The organism is Actinomadura sp. K4S16, assembly GCF_008327685.1.
Lineage (GTDB): Bacteria > Actinomycetota > Actinomycetes > Streptosporangiales > Streptosporangiaceae > Spirillospora.
Map to the genome: position 1 here is coordinate 397,182 of NZ_BDDE01000014.1, position 18,269 is coordinate 415,450.

17 protein-coding genes and 1 tRNA gene are annotated in these 18,269 nt (G+C 71.7%); 12 read left to right on the top strand and 6 right to left on the bottom strand.

The window, feature by feature from the left end; all coding sequences use genetic code 11:
- Positions 1–74: 74 nt before the first annotated feature.
- The gene (locus tag K4S16_RS20270) at positions 75–1,091 is read left to right on the top strand and encodes a cation diffusion facilitator family transporter (RefSeq protein ID WP_149260541.1); all 1,017 of its coding nucleotides are present in this window, start codon (positions 75–77) and stop codon (positions 1,089–1,091) included.
- A gap of 529 nt (positions 1,092–1,620) precedes the next feature.
- On the opposite strand, the gene K4S16_RS20275 is transcribed toward K4S16_RS20270, so the two are convergent.
- Positions 1,621–2,271 carry a hypothetical protein gene (locus K4S16_RS20275; protein ID WP_149260542.1) on the bottom strand — a complete coding sequence of 217 codons (651 nt, stop codon included), beginning with the start codon at positions 2,269–2,271 and terminating at the stop codon, positions 1,621–1,623.
- Between the two features lie 18 nt (positions 2,272–2,289).
- Here K4S16_RS20275 and K4S16_RS20280 point away from each other — a divergent pair, with 18 nt between their 5' ends.
- A complete protein-coding gene (locus K4S16_RS20280; protein WP_149260543.1) occupies positions 2,290–4,719 on the top strand; it encodes a hypothetical protein in 2,430 nt (809 codons plus the stop codon).
- A 15-nt stretch (positions 4,720–4,734) separates the two neighbouring features.
- Here the strand turns inward: K4S16_RS20280 and K4S16_RS20285 are convergent, their stop codons facing one another.
- Together K4S16_RS20285 and K4S16_RS20290 are read right to left on the bottom strand one after the other, a co-directional pair.
- Positions 4,735–5,121, bottom strand: a complete 387-nt coding sequence (locus K4S16_RS20285; RefSeq protein ID WP_235036937.1) for a phage holin family protein — start codon at positions 5,119–5,121, stop codon at positions 4,735–4,737.
- 103 nt (positions 5,122–5,224) lie between these two features.
- The gene (locus K4S16_RS20290) at positions 5,225–5,683 is read right to left on the bottom strand and encodes a hypothetical protein (protein ID WP_200841983.1); all 459 of its coding nucleotides are present in this window, start codon (positions 5,681–5,683) and stop codon (positions 5,225–5,227) included.
- 192 nt (positions 5,684–5,875) lie between these two features.
- Between K4S16_RS20290 and K4S16_RS20295 the strand changes: the two genes are divergently transcribed.
- From K4S16_RS20295 to K4S16_RS20345, 10 genes are all read left to right on the top strand, one after another.
- Entirely contained in the window at positions 5,876–6,538 is a 663-nt protein-coding gene (locus K4S16_RS20295) for an HAD family phosphatase (protein WP_149260544.1), read from the top strand.
- Positions 6,539–6,582: 44 nt separating this feature from the next.
- Entirely contained in the window at positions 6,583–8,409 is a 1,827-nt protein-coding gene (recQ, locus tag K4S16_RS20300; RefSeq protein ID WP_149260545.1) for a DNA helicase RecQ, read from the top strand.
- A gap of 555 nt (positions 8,410–8,964) precedes the next feature.
- Positions 8,965–9,426: a DUF5666 domain-containing protein gene (locus tag K4S16_RS20305; protein ID WP_149260546.1), complete on the top strand. Its 462-nt coding sequence runs from the start codon at positions 8,965–8,967 to the stop codon at positions 9,424–9,426.
- Positions 9,427–9,516: 90 nt separating this feature from the next.
- Positions 9,517–10,200 (top strand): response regulator transcription factor, encoded by a 684-nt coding sequence (locus K4S16_RS20310; RefSeq protein WP_149260547.1) that lies wholly within the window; start codon positions 9,517–9,519, stop codon positions 10,198–10,200.
- Positions 10,197–11,525, top strand: a complete 1,329-nt coding sequence (locus K4S16_RS20315; protein ID WP_149260548.1) for a HAMP domain-containing sensor histidine kinase — start codon at positions 10,197–10,199, stop codon at positions 11,523–11,525. The genes K4S16_RS20310 and K4S16_RS20315 overlap by 4 nt, the downstream gene beginning before the upstream one ends.
- 78 nt (positions 11,526–11,603) lie before the next feature.
- Complete coding sequence (locus K4S16_RS20320) at positions 11,604–12,572, top strand: alpha/beta hydrolase (RefSeq protein ID WP_149260549.1); 969 nt, start codon at positions 11,604–11,606, stop codon at positions 12,570–12,572.
- The gene (locus K4S16_RS20325; RefSeq protein WP_149260550.1) at positions 12,569–13,432 is read left to right on the top strand and encodes an SDR family NAD(P)-dependent oxidoreductase; all 864 of its coding nucleotides are present in this window, start codon (positions 12,569–12,571) and stop codon (positions 13,430–13,432) included. The genes K4S16_RS20320 and K4S16_RS20325 overlap by 4 nt, the downstream gene beginning before the upstream one ends.
- A 348-nt stretch (positions 13,433–13,780) precedes the next feature.
- Positions 13,781–14,413 carry an acetate uptake transporter family protein gene (locus K4S16_RS20330; RefSeq protein WP_149260551.1) on the top strand — a complete coding sequence of 211 codons (633 nt, stop codon included), beginning with the start codon at positions 13,781–13,783 and terminating at the stop codon, positions 14,411–14,413.
- Positions 14,414–14,519: 106 nt separating this feature from the next.
- Positions 14,520–15,062, top strand: coding sequence for a DUF1707 domain-containing protein (locus K4S16_RS20335; protein WP_149260552.1), 543 nt, complete (start codon positions 14,520–14,522; stop codon positions 15,060–15,062).
- A 434-nt stretch (positions 15,063–15,496) separates the two neighbouring features.
- Positions 15,497–16,246, top strand: a complete 750-nt coding sequence (locus K4S16_RS20345) for a hypothetical protein (RefSeq protein WP_149260554.1) — start codon at positions 15,497–15,499, stop codon at positions 16,244–16,246.
- 59 nt (positions 16,247–16,305) lie between these two features.
- Here K4S16_RS20345 and K4S16_RS20350 read toward each other — a convergent pair whose 3' ends face one another.
- From K4S16_RS20350 to K4S16_RS20360, 3 genes are all read right to left on the bottom strand, one after another.
- Entirely contained in the window at positions 16,306–16,827 is a 522-nt protein-coding gene (locus K4S16_RS20350) for a hypothetical protein (RefSeq protein WP_149260555.1), read from the bottom strand.
- A 106-nt stretch (positions 16,828–16,933) separates the two neighbouring features.
- Positions 16,934–17,332, bottom strand: a complete 399-nt coding sequence (locus K4S16_RS20355; RefSeq protein ID WP_149260556.1) for a hypothetical protein — start codon at positions 17,330–17,332, stop codon at positions 16,934–16,936.
- A gap of 735 nt (positions 17,333–18,067) precedes the next feature.
- A tRNA-Arg gene (locus tag K4S16_RS20360) sits at positions 18,068–18,140 on the bottom strand.
- Positions 18,141–18,269: the final 129 nt, after the last annotated feature.

Genomic DNA, 18,269 nt, shown 5'->3' on the forward strand with positions numbered 1-18,269 from the left:
CACAGGCCGCGTACCTGCGACAACGCCGCAGGTGTCGAGGTGCTGCAACGGGTTTTCCGGTCCATCATCGGAGGATGAGCGGACACGGGCACGGTCATGGTCACGGTCACCGGCACTCGTGGAAGGGGCGCCTCGCCCACCTGGTGCGCCCGCACTCGCACGAGGCCGCCGACAAGGTCGACTCGGCCATGGAGGCGAGCGCCCAGGGCATGCGCGCCCTGTGGATCTCCCTCGCGGGCCTGGGCGCGACCACGGTTCTGCAAGCCGCCGTGGTCGCGTTCACCGGTTCGGTGGCGCTGCTGGGCGACACGCTCCACAACGCCGCCGACGCGCTGACCGCCGTCCCGCTGGGCATCGCGTTCCTGCTCGGCCGCCGCCCGCCGTCCCGCCGGTACACCTACGGGTACGGGCGCGCGGAAGACCTGGCCGGTGTCGTCATCGTCCTGGCCATCGCCGCGTCATGCGTCGCCGCCGGGTACGCCGCCGTCCAGCGCCTGGCCCATCCACAGCCTGTGGACCACGTGGCCGCCGTGGCGGGCGCCGCCCTCGTCGGCTTCCTGGGCAACGAACTGGTGGCCCGCTACCGCATCCGCGTGGGCCGCCGCATCGGGTCGGCCGCGCTCGTCGCCGACGGCCTCCACGCCCGCACGGACGGCTTCGCGTCGCTGGCCGTCCTCGTGGGCGCCGCCGGGGTCGCCCTGGGCGCCCCTTGGGCCGACCCGGTCGTCGGCCTGCTGATCACTGTGGCGATCCTCACCGTCCTGTGGCAGACGGCCCGCGAGGTCTGGCGCCGCCTCATGGACGCCGTGGACCCCGCCCTGGTCGACCAGGCCGAGGCCGCCCTCTCCTCCACCCCTGGAGTGCTGGGCGTGGGCGACGTCCGCCTCCGCTGGATCGGCCACAGCCTGCGCGCCGAATGCGACGTGGTCGTCGACCCCTCCGCCACCGTCGTCCGCGCCCACCAGATCGCCGTGGACGCCGAGCACGGCCTCATGCACGCGCTCCCCCGCCTGGCCGGCGCCGTCGTCCACCCCGACCCCGAGCCCCGCCCCGGTGAAGATCACCACGCCGCCCTCGCGGGGCACCGCTGAGCCTGCGACCTGTGAGACGTTAGTCCGGACCAGAAGGGGAACATACTGGCCCCGGACGAGCGATCTGGGACGGGATGACGTCGTGAAGCAGCCTGCGGAAGCCAACGGACCCGACGAGGAGAACACCGGACCCGCTTACGTTCCGGACTCCGAACTCCCGACGGTCACCGTCCCCCTCCCCATCGCCCCGGACCCCGCCGGAGCGACCACCCCGGACGAGCAGGCGCCCCCTGCCCAACCCCCCGCCGAGGCCACCCAGGCCCTCCCGACCGTCGAGGACCCGGCGGCCGACGAAGGCGACATCACCCCACCAACCGAGACCGCCCCTCTCCCGGCGAGCACGGCACCCCCGGCCGAGGACTCCCCAGCAGGCAGCACGCTCGCCTTCGAACCGCTCCCGGGCGTCGACACGAGCGATGACGAACCCACGAACGAACCGGAGACGGCACAGTACGTCCCGCTAAATGACATGGCGTCCGCAGAGGCGGAACACGCCGACGCGACGGTGGCCCCCGCAGACACCAAGCCCTCACTCGGCAACCAGCCCACCGGCGCCACGACGGACGCGGCGATGCCAGTCGGCAGTCCACCCGACGCCGCCCTGCCGACGACCGATGCGCAGACGGAGATCGGCGGCCATTTCGTCCGCGACACGGCCGCCCCAGAGGCACCGCACGCCGACCAGTCCGCCAGCCCGACACCCGAAGCGACGCCACCAGACGGCCAGCCCGCCAATAGCGCGGACGAGACTGCGACGACGACCGGTGAACCACGCGGAGGCGTCGAGGCGCCGATATTTGGAGCGCCGGTCACCGAAGGCGTCGCGAGTGCGGAGGCGGCGCAGCACGTCCTTCCAGAGGACATGGCCCCTGCGGGTGGGAGGGCCGTTCCGAGGTCGGTCTCGCACGGCCAGTCCGCCGGTCACGCGCCCGAATCGGAGGTGGCCGGCAGCGACCAGCCCATGGGCGTGGCTGGCGGAGATGCGGCTCACGCCGAACTCACCGGTGAGAGTCCGGCCGATGCCGAGTCGCCGGGCGGTGACCGTTTCACCGGCGGCACAGAGGATGCGGCGGCCGAGCCGGTGCCTGGCGGCGCCGAGGGAGCGGGCGGCGTTGGTGGTGCGGCCGATGTGGAGAGCCCGGTTGATGAACGGCTGCACGATGACGCGGAGGCCGTTCACGATGAGGCCCCCGGGTACGTGGCGGCGGGCGTCGGGGACGAAGGGCTCGATCCTCGGGCGGGGCTGGGGACGGTGCCGATCGAGGTCGCCGATCCGACGCCGCCGCTGGGGACGGACGCAGGTGAAGGTGACTGGCGTGAGCTGGTCGAGAGCGTCTACGGGCCGCTGACCGAGTTCTACGAGGGGCTCGACGCGCGGCTGCGGGAGGTCCCCGAGGACGTCCCGCCGATGGGGTGGGCGCCGCACATCGCGGCCCTCCGGGCGCTGCGCGACGGGCAGGTCGCAGGAGAGTGGGACGTGCTCGCCCGGTTCCTCGTCGCGCCCGGGACGCTGGAGGGCGCGGAGGGGCTGCGGCTCGTCCAGGCCGGCGAAGGGGACCAGGGCCGGGTCGTCCGGGACGCGGTCAAGGAGCTCACGGCGGCGGACGGGCGGGCCCTGCTGATCGCCCCCACCCCCGAGAAGGCCGCCGAGCTGCTGCGCGGCATGGAGGGCGACCCCGATGTCTTCTCGCTGCTGATCGAGACGCAGCCGGAGACGGCGGAGGCGCGCTCGGTGCGGACGCAGGCGCTCCCGCCCGTCGAGGAACTTCCCGTCGAGGAGCCGCCCGCCGAGGAGGAGCCGCCGCCGCTGCGGGAGCCGGGGTCCAACGGGACGGTCGAGTTCAAGCCCCTGACCGGCCCGCCCCCGGAGCCGGCGGCCGCCGTTACCAGGGCCGAGCCGCTGCCCACGCTGCCGCCCGCGGAAGCCGTGGAGCCAGTGGAGCCCCTGCAATCCGCAGAGCCCTTGGAGCCCGAGGAGGGGCCGTCGGCGCCGGAGACGCGGGTCCGGTCGGCGGCGCTGCGGCCGGTCGGGGAGGCGTGGGGGCTGTCCTGGCAGACGGAGGCACGGCTGCTCCAGCGCGGGCTGATGTCGCTGGAGCAGTGGCCGCGGGACGCGGCGGCGCTCCAGTCCGTCCAGGCCGAGAATCTGCGGCGGGCCGAGCAGCTGGAAGCGGAGAAGGCGGGCCTCGCCCAGGCGATCGAGGAGGCGCGGAACGCGGCGGCGGCCGCGGAGGAGGCGGCGGCGGCCGCCCAGGCCGAGGCCGAGCGGCTCTCCGGCGTCCAGGAGGAGGCCGAGACGGAGCTGGCGGGACCGCTGGCCGAGGCGGAACGGCTGAAGCAGGCCGCCGACGAGGCGGGCGCCGAGGCGGCCGCGCGGACGCGGACGGCCGACGCGACCTACGCGCGGTGCGTCCAGATCGACGAGCGGGCCAGGACGGCCCAGGCGGAGTTGCAGGGGGCGCGGCAGGCGGAGGCGTCCCTCACCGACGAGCTGGCGCGGGCGCGCGAGGCGCTGCCCGGCGCGGCGGAGGAGGCGCACCGGTTGACGGCGGCGGACGCCGACGCCGCCGCGGAGGGCCATGCCGCCTACTACCGGCTGGTCTCGGCGGAGTCGGCGCTGTCGGCCCTGCGCCGGAAGATGACGCTCGGGCAGCGCCTGCACGTGGCGTCGCCGCCGGCGGAGCTGCGCGATCTGCGCGCCGAGGTCAAGGCCCGGACGCGGGAGGCGGACGAGGCGGCGACGCGGGCGCGGGAGGCCAAGGAGGCGGCGGAGCACGCCGAGCGGGTCCGGCGCGGGCTGGCGTCGTTCGTGTCCGAGGGCGGCGCGCGGCTGAAGGCGGCGCAGGAGGCGCAGGAGCGGCTCGGGACCGAGCTGACCTGGCTCGCCGCGGAGCGGGAGAAGGTCGGCGCCGAGCATCAGGAGCAGGCGCGGCTGGCGTCCGCGGCGGTCGAGCGGGCCACGGAGGCGGGCCTGCGGGCCCGGGCGGCGTACCAGGTGGCGCAGGCGATCGAGGAGCGGGTCACCGCCGCGCGGACGTCCCGCGAGGCGGCCCTCGCGGCGGCGGCGCGGGCCCGGTCCGACGCGGAGGCCGCCACGGCGCACGCGGCGGAGACCGCGGCCGCGCTGGAGCGCCGCACCGAGGAGGCCGCGCGGGAGATCGCCGAGCGGGAGGCCGAGCTGGAGACGGTGGCGGCGGCCGAGGCGCGGTCGCGGGAGAGCGTGATCGAGATCTGCGGCGCCGACCCCGCCGACGACCCGGAGGTCGTCCCCGCGCACCAGCGGCGCGCGATGGCCCGGATCGAGGAGCTCACCGGCTACCTGGAGGGCGGCCGGGCGGCGGGGAGCGAGGTCCTGCTCCGCACCGCCGACCTCGTCGTCGGGACGCCGGCCGGTGCCGGGCTCACCGTCCGCGACGAGGACTTCGACGCGCTGATCGTCGCGGACGCGGGGACGGTCACCGACGGCGAGTTCCTCATCGGCGCCGTCCGCGCGCGCCGCTGGATCCTGGTCGGGACGGCCGGGTCGCGCCCGCCGGGCTATCGGGAGTACGCGGACTCGCCGTCGGGGCGGCTGGAGCTGAGCCCGTTCGAGCGCGCCGCGACCGCCGCGCCCGCCCCGCTGGACTAGTCCGCGCCGGACGGGCTAGTCCTCATCGTCGTCGTCGTCGGGAAGGAACAGGTGGAGGAGCCAGCCGACGACGCCGACGACGATCGCGCCCCAGAAGGCGGGCCAGAAGCCGGACACGTGGAACGGCAGCTCGAGCCCCTCCGCCAGCTCGCTCGTCAGCCAGAGCAGCAGCGCGTTCACCACGAGCCCGATGAGCCCGAGCGTGATGACGTAGAAGGCGCAGCCGAGGGTCTTGATGATCGGTTTGAGGACGGCGTTGACGATCCCGAAGATGACCGCGACCGCGACCAGGGTGAGGATCCGCCGGGAGGTGGTCTGGTCGCCGAGCGTGATGCCGTCGATCAGGACCGTCGCGACCCACAGGGCGACCGCGGTGGCGCCGACCTTGAGAAGTATTCGCACGCCACGCATCATCCTGGCAGGGAACCGCCCATGTCATCCCACTGCGAGACGATACGGGCGGTGACTCCCGTCATAACGGCGGATGACCCGCCGGGGCCGCGCCCTACTCGGCGCGGTCGAAGAACGGCGAGGTGGCGGCTGCCTGGGAGCCGGAGCCGGAGCGCCCGCCCGCGACGCGGACCCCCTGCACCGCGGTCTCGCGAGGCGTGCCCTGCCGCGCGGCGTCCCGGCGCGGCGAGCTCTGCCGGACGCGGGCCAGCTCGCGCTCCAGGCGGCGCTTCTCCATCTCCAGGGTGGTCAGGGACTCCTCGTGCTCCTCGCGCAGTTCGCGCAGGTCGCGGCGGGTGCGGATGCGGCGGGCGGCGCCCTTGAGGGTGAGCGTCATGCCGACGAGGAAGACGAGGGACACGCCCGCGCCGGAGAGGAAGAGCTGCCACTCGCTCTCCAGGCCCGGGACGGTCTGGCCGAACACGACGAGGTTCGCCGGGCCGGTGTTGTCCATGACGACACCGGCCCCGACGGCGATGGCGGCCGCGACCAGGAGAAAACCGACGAACACCATGGGCAGATCTCCTCTGCAGTGACTCCGGAGGGGGTGCGGAGGCCCACCACCTTGCCAGACCGAAACTGGATCATGTCGCATTCGTCGGATAAAGCCTGGTCAGAAGCTATTCGTCCGAACCTGCCGCGCAGGGTTCCGTTCTGATCGCGGCGGGTAGTGTCGGGACGTCGCGACGAGACCGTGGAGGGGCCCATGTCCGTGCAGGCCATCGTGTTCGACCTGGACGGCGTCCTGATCGACTCCGAGCCGGTGTGGGAGGAGGTGCGGCGCGGCTACGTCGCCGAGCGCGGCGGGCGCTGGCTGCCCGACACCCAGGACCGGCTCATGGGCATGAGCACCCAGGAATGGGCGGACTACATCGCCTCCGACCTCGTCGACGGCGCCACCCCCGAGGAGGTCGCCTACGAGGTGGTCGACCGGATGTCGCAGCGCTACGAGGAGTCGCTGCCGCTGCTGCCGGGCGCCGAGGACGCCGTCCGCCGCATGGCCGCGTTCCGCCCGCTGGGGCTGGCCAGCTCGTCCCCGCGCGCCCTCATCGACATCGTGCTCGCGCACCTCGGGGTGGACGCCCTCTTCCACACGACCGTGTCGACCGAGGACGTCGAGCGCGGCAAGCCCGCTCCGGACGGCTACCTCGCCGTGGCTGCGCAGATGGAGGTCGCGGGGCGGGACTGCGTCGCGATCGAGGACTCCAGCAACGGGCTGCGGTCGGCGCACGCGGCGGGGATGACGGTGATCGCGATCCCGCGCCCGGCGCACCCGCCGGCGTCCGACGCGCTGGCGCTGGCCGCGCACGTCGCGGGCGGCCTCGACGAGCTGACCCCTGAGCTCGCGGAGGCGGTTTTCCACAGGTGAACGTTCGGGGGACGGGTGTCCGCGGCGGTTCGTAGTATGGCCCGGTGACTTCCCCTGAGACCCCGGAGACGCTCGAGACCCTGCGGCGCGTGTTCGGCTACGACGCGTTCCGGGACGGCCAGCGGGAGATCATCGAGCATGTGGTCGGCGGCGGGGACGCCCTCGTCCTGATGCCGACCGGCGGCGGCAAGTCACTGTGCTACCAGATCCCGGCGCTCGTCCGTAAGGGCACCGGCGTCGTCGTCTCCCCCCTCATCGCCCTCATGCAAGACCAGGTGGACGCGCTGCGCGCCCTCGGCGTCCGCGCGGGCTTCCTCAACTCCACCCAGGACTTCGACGAGCGCCGCATGGTCGAGGCGCAGTTCACGGCCGGCGAGCTCGACCTGCTGTACCTCGCGCCCGAGCGGCTGAAGCTCGCCGCGACCGTCGAGCTGCTCGACCGGGGCGACGTCTCCCTGTTCGCGATCGACGAGGCGCACTGCGTGTCCCAGTGGGGGCACGACTTCCGGCCCGACTACCTGACGCTGTCCGGCCTGCACGAGCGCTGGCCCGAGATCCCCCGCATCGCGCTGACCGCGACCGCCACCGAGGCCACCCGCGGCGAGATCGCGTCCCGGCTCCGGCTCGAACAGGCCCGCCACTTCGTGGCGAGCTTCGACCGCCCCAACATCCAGTACCGGATCGAGCCGAAGACCGACGCCAAGCGCCAGCTGCTGCGCCTGCTCCAGAGCGAGCACAAGGGCGACGCGGGCATCGTCTACTGCCTGTCCCGCAACTCGGTGGAGAAGCACGCCGCGTTCCTGACCGAGAACGGCATCGAGGCCCTCCCGTACCACGCGGGCCTCGACGCCGAGATCCGCGCGGCGAACCAGGCGCGCTTCCTCCGCGAAGACGGCCTCGTCATGGTCGCGACCATCGCGTTCGGCATGGGCATCGACAAGCCCGACGTCCGCTTCGTCGCCCACCTCGACCTGCCGAAGTCCGTGGAGGGCTACTACCAGGAGACGGGCCGCGCCGGACGCGACGGCCTCCCGTCCACCGCCTGGCTCGCCTACGGCCTGCAGGACGTCGTCAACCTGCGCAAGATGATCGACGGCGGCGAGGGCGACGCCGCGCACCGCCGCCGCCAGGGCATGCACCTCGACTCCATGCTCGCCCTCTGCGAGACGGTCGAATGCCGCCGCGTCCAGCTGCTGGACTACTTCGGCCAGTCCGGCGAGCCCTGCGGCAACTGCGACACCTGCCTCACCCCGCCCGAGACGTGGGACGCGACCGTCCCCGCCCAGAAGGTCCTGTCCACCGTGGTGCGGCTCGACCGCGAGCGGCGCCAGAAGTTCGGCGCCGGCCACATCGTCGACATCCTCCTCGGCAAGAAGAACGCGAAGGTCATCCAGTTCGACCACGACTCGCTGAAGGTCTTCGGCATCGGCACCGAGCTGCGCGACGTCGAGTGGCGCGGCGTCATCCGCCAGCTTCTCGCGCAGGGCCTGATCGCGGTGGAGAGCAACCACGGCACGCTCGTCCTGACCGACGAGAGCGCCGGCGTGCTGCGCGGCGAGCGCAAGGTCATGATGCGCCGCGAGGCCGAACGCCCCGTCGCGAAGGCGGCGAAGACCGCCAAGGCGGCCAAGGCCCAGGTCGAACTCCCCGCCGAGGCGATGCCGATCTTCGAGCGGCTGCGCGCCTGGCGCGCCGCGACCGCCAAGGAGCAGGGCGTCCCCGCCTACGTCATCTTCCACGACGCGACCCTGCGCGAGATCGCCACCGCCCTCCCCACCTCCTTGGCGGAGCTGGGCCGCGTCAACGGGGTAGGCGAGAACAAACTCGCCAAGTACGGCGACCAGGTCCTGGAAACCCTCGCCTCCGACTAACCCGGCCCCAGCCGCCAACGCGCACCGCCACACGGAAGCCGTCCGAGGACACCAAGGCAGGCCTGGAACGCTGGCGACGGCGGCGGACGCCGAGCCAACACGGAACGCCGGAGACAGCGCGAGACGCCGGAGGCGGTTTGGGTGCGGGGGGCGGTGTGGGGATCCGGGCGGCCGGGTGAAATGGCGGTACTCCCGTGTCGCCACGGAACAGATGCATCACCGACTCTTTACAAACTGTCATCAAGTAATTACCATCTGTGCATGACGACATGGAGTTGGACCGTTCCCGGTACCACCTGGACCCGCGCCGGCACGAGCTGGACCTATGCAAGTACCGGCCGGAGCAGCAAAGGAACGAGCTGGACCTGACCCGAGGGGCACGAACGATTCGCCGAAGCCCCGGGCAGGACGGGGCCAGGGCCTGAACGGTTCCTCGCCGACGCGTTTGCCGGCGGATGGGGTGCACGGGGTGGCTGGGGGTGGTTGGGGGACTCTCAGGGTTCTCTCAGGGTTGGGCGTGGACTTCTGCCAGATGCGGCCGGTTACATGATCCGCATGCGAACCAATCGGAAGACGATCACGGCTGGTGTCGGCGCTGCGGGGCTTCTTGGGCTCGGTCTCTACCTCGCGGTCCCCGCCTTCGCCGACGACCCCGCGCCGTCCCACTCCCCCACGGCGCACGCGGGTCAGGGGCACCCCGGTAAGGGGCACCCGTTCCGCCGGGCGCGCGCCCTGAACGGCGTCCACGGCGAGGCCACCGTCAAGCGCAAGGACGGCTTCCACCTCGCCACCTGGCAGCGCGGCAAGATCACGTCGATCTCGGGGAGCGGGGTGACCGTCCGCAGCGAGGACGGCGCCTCCTGGACATGGAAGACCGACGACAAGACCCGTGTCCGCAAGAACGGCGACAAGTCGTCCCTCAAGAGCCTGGCCGGCGGCGACCAGGTGCTCGTCGCCGGGGAGCGCTCCGGGGACACCCGGACCGCCCGGCTGATCCGCGTCCCGCAGCACCGCTGACCCGCCGGCACCGACCATGCCGGGTAGTTTCGGGCGGGAAACCCCGATGTGCGGGCACGATGCGGGCGAGGGAACGGGCTGCGGGAGCGGATGAGCGAGACCCAGCGGGTGCTCGTCGTGGACGACGAGGCCAACATCCGCGACCTGATCGAGGTCGCGCTGCGCTTCCACGGCTTCGCGACCGCCACCGCCGGCACGGGCGAGGAGGCGCTGCGGGCCGTCCGCGAGGCGCCTCCCGACCTCGTCCTGCTGGACGTCATGCTGCCCGACCTCGACGGCTTCGAGGTGTGCCGGCGACTGCGCGCGGACGGCGACCAGGTCCCGGTGATCTTCCTGACCGCGCGGGACACGCCGTCCGACACCGTCAGAGGCCTCACGCTCGGCGGTGACGACTATGTCACCAAGCCGTTCTCGATCGAGGCGCTGATCGCCCGGGTGCGGGCCGTCCTTCGCCGGGCGGCCCCGCCGGCGCCCTCCGCCGGGCCAGTGCTGCGCGTCGCCGACCTCGAACTCGACGAGGCGCACTGGACGGTGCGGCGCGGCGGCGTCCCCGTCGAGCTGTCCCCGACCGAGTTCCGGCTGCTCGCCTACCTGATGCGCAACGCGGGCATGGTGCTCTCGCGCGCCCAGCTCCTCGACGGCGTGTGGGGCTGGGACCACGGCAACCCGCAGGTCGTCGAGACCTACATCAGCTACCTGCGCCGCAAGCTGGATCCGCTCGGCACCCCGCTGATCCACACCCAGCGCGGGGTGGGCTACGCGCTGCGGCCATGACGCTCAACGCGAGGCTGCTTACCGGCCTGCTCGCCATCACCACCGCCGGGCTGGCGATCATGGGCCTGGTCAGCGCGCTCGTCCTGAACGGGTACCTGATGCACCGCGTGGACGGGCAACTCCAGGCCACCCGCGACCGCGCCGTCACGCGCCTCCTGCGCCCCGGCCTCCCGGAGCAGGGGGTCGCCCCCGCGCAGTTCGTGGTGCTGGCCGTCGGCCCGGCCGGACGGGTCCGCGTCCTCAGCGGCGACGCGCCGGCCCCCGAGCAGGCGGTGCGGGAGGTGCGGCGGCTGGGCCCCGACGAGCTGGCCGCCCGCGCACGCACCCTCGAACCGTTCTCCCTGCCCGGTCTGCGCGCGGTGGCGCGTCCGTCGCGGAACGGCGTCATCGTCGTGGCGGCCCCCCTCACCGAGATCCACGCGGCCGTCCGCAACCTCGTCCTGACCGAGATCGCCACGGCCGCCCTGCTCCTCGCCGTCCTGCTCGTGCTCGGCCGGTGGCTCATCCGCCGCGGCCTGCTGCCGCTGGGCCGGATGGCCGCCACCGCGCACGCCATCACCGCGGGCGGCGACCTGCGCGCCCGCATGCCCGGCCCCGGGCAGCGCACCGAAACGGCCCGCCTCGCCTCCGCGATCAACGTGATGCTGGAGCGGATCGAGCAGGCGTTCTGGGCGCGCAGCCGGTCGGAGGCCCGGGTCCGCGAGTTCGCGGCCGACGCGTCCCACGAGCTGCGGACGCCGCTCACCACCATCCAGGGCTACGCGGAGCTGTACCGGCACGGCGCCCTCGGGCCCGACGAGCTGCCCGACGCGATGCGCCGCATCGAGGAGGAGGCACGTCGGATGAACAGCCTCGTCACCGACCTCCTCGAACTCGCCCGTCTCGACCGCGAGGCGTCGCTGCACCCCGTCCGCACCGACCTCGTCGCCCTCGCCAGGGACGCGGTGGCCGACGCGACCGCCGCCGACCCCGACCGTCCCATCGTGCTGGACGCCCCTGACACTCTGGCCGCCACCGTCGACGAGGCCCGCATTCGCCAGGTCTTCGCGAACCTTCTGGCCAACGTGCGGGCCCACACACCCCCCGGAACGCCCACCACCGTCCGTCTGGCGCCGGGCCTGATCGAGGTGGCGGACGAGGGGCCGGGCATGTCCCCGGAGGACGCCGCGCGCGCCTTCGAACGCTTCCACCGGGGCGCGCAGGGCGGCACCGGCCTCGGCCTCCCCATCGTCGCCGCCATCGCCGCCGCCCATGGAGGACGGGCCGAACTGCTGTCCGCGCCGTCCAAAGGGACGATCGTCCGCATCACGCTCGGTTCCCACTGAGCGGGACACGCCGGTGCCGGTGGCGACGCCGTCCTGCACAGTCCGAAGGTCGGCTCCCCGAACCGAAGGAACCGCAGCATGTCCGGCTGGAGTCATCGGTACGCGCGCGTGAACGGCCTGGACGTCCACTACGTGGAGCAGGGGGAGGGGCCGCTCGTCGTCCTCCTGCACGGCTTCCCGCACATCTGGTTCAGCTGGCGCCACCAGATCGGGCCGATCGCCGACGCGGGCTTCCGGGTCGTCGCGCCCGACATGCGCGGAATGGGGCACACCAGCGGCCCGCGTGACCACCGTGAGTACGACGTCGACCGGATCGTGGGCGACCTCACCGGCCTCCTCGACCACCTCGGCGAGGAGCGGGCCGTCTTCAGCGGGCTCGACTTCGGCCTCTTCGCCGCCTACGACCTCGCGTACCACGCCCCGGACCGCGTCGCCGCGATCATCGGGCTGGAGAACCCCTTCTTCACGCCGAGCGAGGAGTCGCCGCTGACGCTCGCCGCCCGCCAGGCGAAGCGGCACTTCAACCACATCCACTACTTCGCCGAACCCGGCGTCGCCGACCGCGACCTCGCCGCCGCGCCCCGCGAGTTCCTGCGCAAGGTCTTCTACGCGCTTTCCAGCGACTACCACTACCTCGACGTCTGGCGGCAACCTCCCGGAACGTCCTATATCGACGCCCTTCCCGAGACGCCGCCGCTCCCCTGGTCGTGGCTGACCGAGACGGAGCTGGAGTTCTACGTCGACGCCTACAGCCGCAGCGGCTTCACGGGCGGGCTCAACTGGTACCGGGCGATGGACCTGTCCTGGGAGTACCGCAAGTCCTACGGCGACCGGAAGAACCCCGTCCCGTACTACTTCATCGGCAGCGAGCAGGACGCCGACCTCGAGAGCTGGCACGGCGACGACCCTCTGAACAGGCTTGGCGACCACCACGCCGACGTCCGCGGCGTCCAGATGATCAAGAACGCCGGCCACATGATGCAGATGGAGAAGCCCGCCGAGACCACGGCGGCCATGCTCGTATTCCTCGCTGGGAGCGCCAGGTGAGCCTTACCGAAGACCGGGTCGTCGTGGTCACCGGAGCCAGCCGCGGCGCCGGGAAGGGCATCGCGCTGGCCCTCGGCGCGACCGGGGCGACGGTGTACGTGACGGGACGGACGCGCGCCGAGGGCGACGCCGACCTCCCCGGCACGGTCTTCGCCACGGCCGAGGAGATCGACGCCCGCGGCGGCACCGGCGTGCCCGTGATCTGCGACCACTCCGACGACGAGCAGGTGGCGGAGCTGTTCAAGCGGGTGGAACGCGAGCACGGCGCGCTGGACATCCTCGTCAACAACGCGTTCACGATCCCGGACGGACTCACCCGCAAGGGGCCGTTCTGGGAGAAGCCGCTGGCGCTCCAGAGCATGTTCGACGTGGGGATGCGCTCGGCCTACGTGGCCGGCTACTACGCCGCTCCGCTGCTGGTGCGGAACAACGCGGGCCTCGTCGTCAACACCTCGTCCTTCGGCGGACGCTGCTACATGCACGGCCCGGCCTACGGCGCGGGCAAGGCCGCCGTCGACAAGATGGCGCATGACATGGCGGTCGACTTCGAGCCCTACAACGTCGCCGTCATCTCGCTATGGATGGGTCTGCTGAAGACCGAACGGAACAAGGCGCTCTTCGAGGGCGTCCCGGACCGGTACAGGTCGTTCGCCGCGGGCGCGGAGTCCGCCGAGTTCAGCGGCCGGGTGATCGACGCGCTCGCCCGGCACCCTGAGCTCATGCGGTGGAGCGGGCAGGTCCACATCGGGGCGGAGCTCGGCGCCGAACTGGGCGTGGTGGACGTCGACGGGAGCAGTCCCCGGTCCCACCGCGGGCATCTCGGCGACCCGCCCACCTTCAGCTCCGCCGTCGTCAAGTAGTCGGCAACGCCTTCACCAAGCCTTGCCCGGCCACACCACCCGGAATTCGCCTGGACTTCCTCATCCGGCTCGAAAACGCCCCGTGCGCGGAAAATAGTTCTGCATATCGCGAAGCGATATTCCGCACCCCCGCTCGCAGCTGATGCGCTTAATGGGGATATGCCTGGATTACCCCATGAAGGGGCCCCTGACCTGGAGCGCAAGCGGAGTTATGATCCGAAACTGGGGCCGACGCGATAACGGTCCCATCAGGGGCGCCCGGACGTCCGTTGTCCGCATTCCTTCGTCCATCCCTGTCCGGCCGAGACCGAGCGAGACAAGGCGATGGGACTCCAGTGAGGAGGCACCATGACCCACGTCGAGCAAGAGTCCACACCGCAGACCCCGCCCGCGGCCGCCGATCCGGCGCCGCTGGGCCTGGCGGCGTTCGCCCTGACCACGTTCCTCCTCTCGGTCAAGAACGCCGGATGGACCGACGGCACCGACGCCTGGCTGAGCTACGCCCTCGCCTACGGCGGCCTCATCCAGCTCCTGGCCGGAATGTGGGAGTTCCGCAACCGCAACGTGTTCGGCGCGACGGCCTTCTCGTCCTACGGCGGCTTCTGGCTCGGCCTCGGCCTGTACGTCGTCCTGGTCGCCGGCGGGGCGAGCCCCGCCGAGGAGGCCAACGACCTCGCCTGGATCCTGCTCGCCTGGGCGATCTTCAACACCTACATGATGTTCTGGGCGACGCAGGTCAACCAGGCCGTCCTGGCGGTGTTCGTCGCGTTGGAGGCCACGGAGATCATCCTGTTCATCGGGAACTTCGCCACCAGCGAGACCACGATCAAGATCGGCGGCTACCTCGGCGTCCTGACCGCCATCTGCGCCTGGTACGCCTCCGCCGCCGGCATCATCAACGGCATGACGGGCCGCACCTTCCTCGGCGTCGGGAAGCCGCTCACGGCCCTGACCTCCCGAACCGGCCCCTATCCACGCTGATCCGCCACGGCCCCCGGGCGCCGCGCAGCTGATCAGTTCGCGAGCCCGCCTGGGCCGGCCGGCTCGCGGTCTCCTCGCCCGACAAGTGCGGCGCTAGGGTGAGTTCGTGACCCCCCGTCCTGAAGATCCGGCGCGCCTCGTCGGCGACGACGACCGCGAAACCGCCGTGCAGCGTCTGCGAGAGGCGTACGCCAAGGGGCACATCTCGCACGAGGAGATGGACGAACGCCTCGACCAGGTTCTCAGCGCCCGGACCCGCGGCGACCTCGCGACCCCCTTGGCCGCACTCCCGGACGAGGAGGCGGGCGCCACCTCCACGATCGGCGCCGCCACCGGACGGATCAAGCGCCGCGGCGCCTGGCGCGTACCGCGCTCCCTCAAGGTCGAGTCCGCCTTCGGGAACGTGGACCTGGACCTGTCCAAGGCGATCATCGAGCACCCGGTCGTCGACATCGAACTGCGGGTCGGCACCGGCCGAGCCAAGATCACCGTCCCCCGCGACGCCATCGTCGAGACGGAAGGCCTGCACACCGGTCTGAAGGACGCGCGCTACACGCCCCGCCACCCCGCGCGCCCCGGCGGCCCCAAGATCAGGATCACGGGCTCCATGGGCTTCGGCCGCCTGAAGATCCGCCACTCCCGCCGCTGACGCTCTCCTCGCGCCCCGCCGACCGTCCGAGTCCGGCGGTCGGGCCGCGCCAGGCGTCATGCGGTCGCTGCCCCCGACCGGACTCCTCCGATCCGCGCATTCCGGAATGATCAGCCGGGCCCGTCCGATCGGTTCGTCGATCGCACCTCCTCGCCTATTTCCGGATTGAATGTGATCTAGACCAGTACCATGAGCGTCCGGCCGCATCCTCAATGGTTCGGGGGACGTCGATGAGTGCTGGTCAAGGCCCGTGGGGCCCGTACGGCGGCGGGCAGCAACCGGGGCGGCCGTACGGCGGGCCTCCCGGCCCGCAGTGGGGACCGCCGCCCGGCCCGCAGTGGGGCCGACCGCCCGGACCACCGCCCGGACCCCAATGGCGGCCGCCGCCCGGGCCACCGCCCGGACCGCCCCGGCCGCCGTCGCGCACGTGGCGGGTGCTCCGGCTGCTCAACCCGATCCTGGCCGCACGCCAGGTGGCCAGGGCGGCCCGCCCGGGCCGGGTGGACGATCCGGTGGTGCGGAAGGTCCAGGTCCTGCGCGCGGTGGTCGGTCTCATCGCAGTCGTGTGGGTCATGGTGACCTACCGCGTCGCCTCTGACGCCAAGTCCGTGGCCTACGACCGGGCCGACCAGATCGCGACGTCCGCGGCCCTGCTACCAGCCACGTTCCCGGTCGTCGTCGGCGCGTTCATCCTCGGAAGCCGTCCGCACATGCGCGGCCTGTACCTGCGGAGGTCGCTGAAGCCGCTGGGAGCATTGCTGGCTCTTGTCGGCACGGTCTTGCTCGTCTATGTTCTCGTCCACGTGATGCCGGAAGGCGGCCTCATCGGCGACGACGAGAAGCCGTCCCCGGGCGTCTACATGAAGCTCCTGGTCATGGTCATCGCCGCCCTCTGGACGCTGTGGGCGATCGCGTTCGTGATCTGGGGCGGCGCCATCGCGGTGGTGAACGTGCTCCGGACCGCCGACATCCACGAGGTCCTGCCCCCGGTCATCGCTACCGTCCTGGTCTGGGAACTCGCGATCGGGGACCTGATCTCGAACGACTACCACGGCCTCCCGGTACCGGCGCGGATCGCGGTGATCCTCGGCGGCCCCCTCTCGGTCACAGCGGTGAGCCTCTGGGAACTGCGGCGCCTCAAAACCCGCCACGCGCTGACCGTCCGCCAAGCGCTGGGCCGCTGACACACCCGCACGCGCAGTCCTGGAATGGTGAAGCCAATGGGACGCCCCGTGGGACAGCGTCACGGGTTCCTTGACATGCCCCTTGGCCTCGGGAGCCACATCGGCCCATATTCATCGGTGAAGTCCTCGGCTACTTCCCTGAAGTCGGGGTCGCCGTTGGCCCGAGCGCGGTGGACGAGCTGCTCCAGCAGTCGCCATGCTCCGATATGGGCGAGGAGCTCCGCGAGGCGGCGGAAGTCGTCGCAGTCGGCCGAGTCGAGCTCGTCCATGATGAGTGGCGCAAGCAGAGGTTCGAGCCGGTCGCGCGGAATGCGGCCGATGGCCCGCCGGGCGGCCAAGGCCAAGGCATCTGACATGGACAGAGCGACAAGCTGAGGGAGGAGTTCCTGCCCGTCTCCTGAGAACGTCCCGAGAAAGCTGAGGGCGGTGGCCTGCTCCCAGCCTCCTTCGGTCAAAGCGGCCCTGAGGATCTCAAGCCTGTCCTGGACGTCTTGGAAGAAGGCCGCCTGACGGCGGTGGAGTTCGCGTTCAGCCTGGACGAACGCCTCCCACAGTTCTCTGTCGGAAGGTGCGGTGCTCACGGCTCCTCCTCGCTCACGGCCGCCGGGCGCGGCCGGTCGGCGCGGTCGCGCGCTTGCTTCGACTCTCATCCCGCCCGTGCCGTGCGCTGTCTCCGGGACGCGCCAGTCAGCGCTCGACAGAACCGACAATGCTCTGAGCGGACTTTCTCCTGAGCCCCAGATTCAGCCGCGCAAGTGATTGGCCGTCGCTGCGGTCGGCGATAACGACCTGAGTGAACAGCCTGGACTTCATCGTGGCGGTGAGGGCTTGGCGGGGCGCCTCGAACACCAGATCGCCCGGCTTGGAGGCGCTGCTGGTCTTGGCGTACATCAGGACCCGCTGAGAGGTCACCACGACCCACACGGCCGGCATAGAGGCGAAGACGAACAGACCGGCACCGCCTGTGGCCGCCGTCGTCACCAGTCCCGTGGCCAGCCCGGCCGCCAGATTCTTGGTCAGGTGCTGCTTCATCCCTCGCTTGAGCTGGGCGACGACCGCAACGTCGACCGTCTCGCCGTCGTTCATATGAGCACTCAGATGCCCCCGGAGCTTGGCTTTCGCAGACATAGAATCCCCTCAAATTCGCACAAAGAGGGAGAATCATAGATCGCAGGCGCCGCCGAGTGAATCCACCGACCGGATGACTTCGCGCGGCATCGCCGCCTCGCTCTCCCCCAGAGCCGCACCACCCAGCGCCGCGGGCCGCATCCGGTAATGGCGGAGAGTCCAGAACCACCAGTACCAGGCCCTTTTCATGACCGGACGCCCCGCGCTCTGCTGATCACCTGGACATCGCACTCACTGCCGTCCAACGAATTCGCACCAACCGAGGGCAGAAGATGACCAGGTGCGGCCGGTCACGCGTGGTCGCCTCGACGCCGGGACGGTCGACGTCCCCAAGGCGCACCGAAAGCGTCGGCTCGCGCACTTCACGACTCCTGCCGGAGCGGCGTCCGCACCCGTGAGCGTCGCCTCCTCGGCCTCGGCAACGGCCCTTAGGCGGCACAGGCGCCCAGAGGGTCACCTCCTCGGGCTCTCCGGTACGGACCAGCAGCCCGGTTGCCAACGAGCCGGCGCCCTTGGCGGAGAGTGAGACCCATCCGGCGCACCGAGACTTGATGGACACGTTCGCCCCGGCCATGGCCGTGCGACGGCTGAGACCGTGAGCGGCGCCGTCTCTGGGGCCTGATCGACCCCCGGTGGCTCCCATGGCACACGCAAGAGGCCCCTCCCGGAACTGGAAGAGGCCTCTGACCCGTGCGCACCCGAAGGGATTCGAACCCCTAACCTTCTGATCCGTAGTCAGATGCTCTATCCGTTGAGCTACGGGTGCCTGCCGGAGTTACTGTACCGGCTCCAGGGACCTGACCGCGAATCGGTTGGTGGATGCCGGGGGCAGGGAGTGTGACTTGAGTCACGGAACCCTTGGGGGTGCTGGTACGCCAAAGGGGGGATTGAGGCG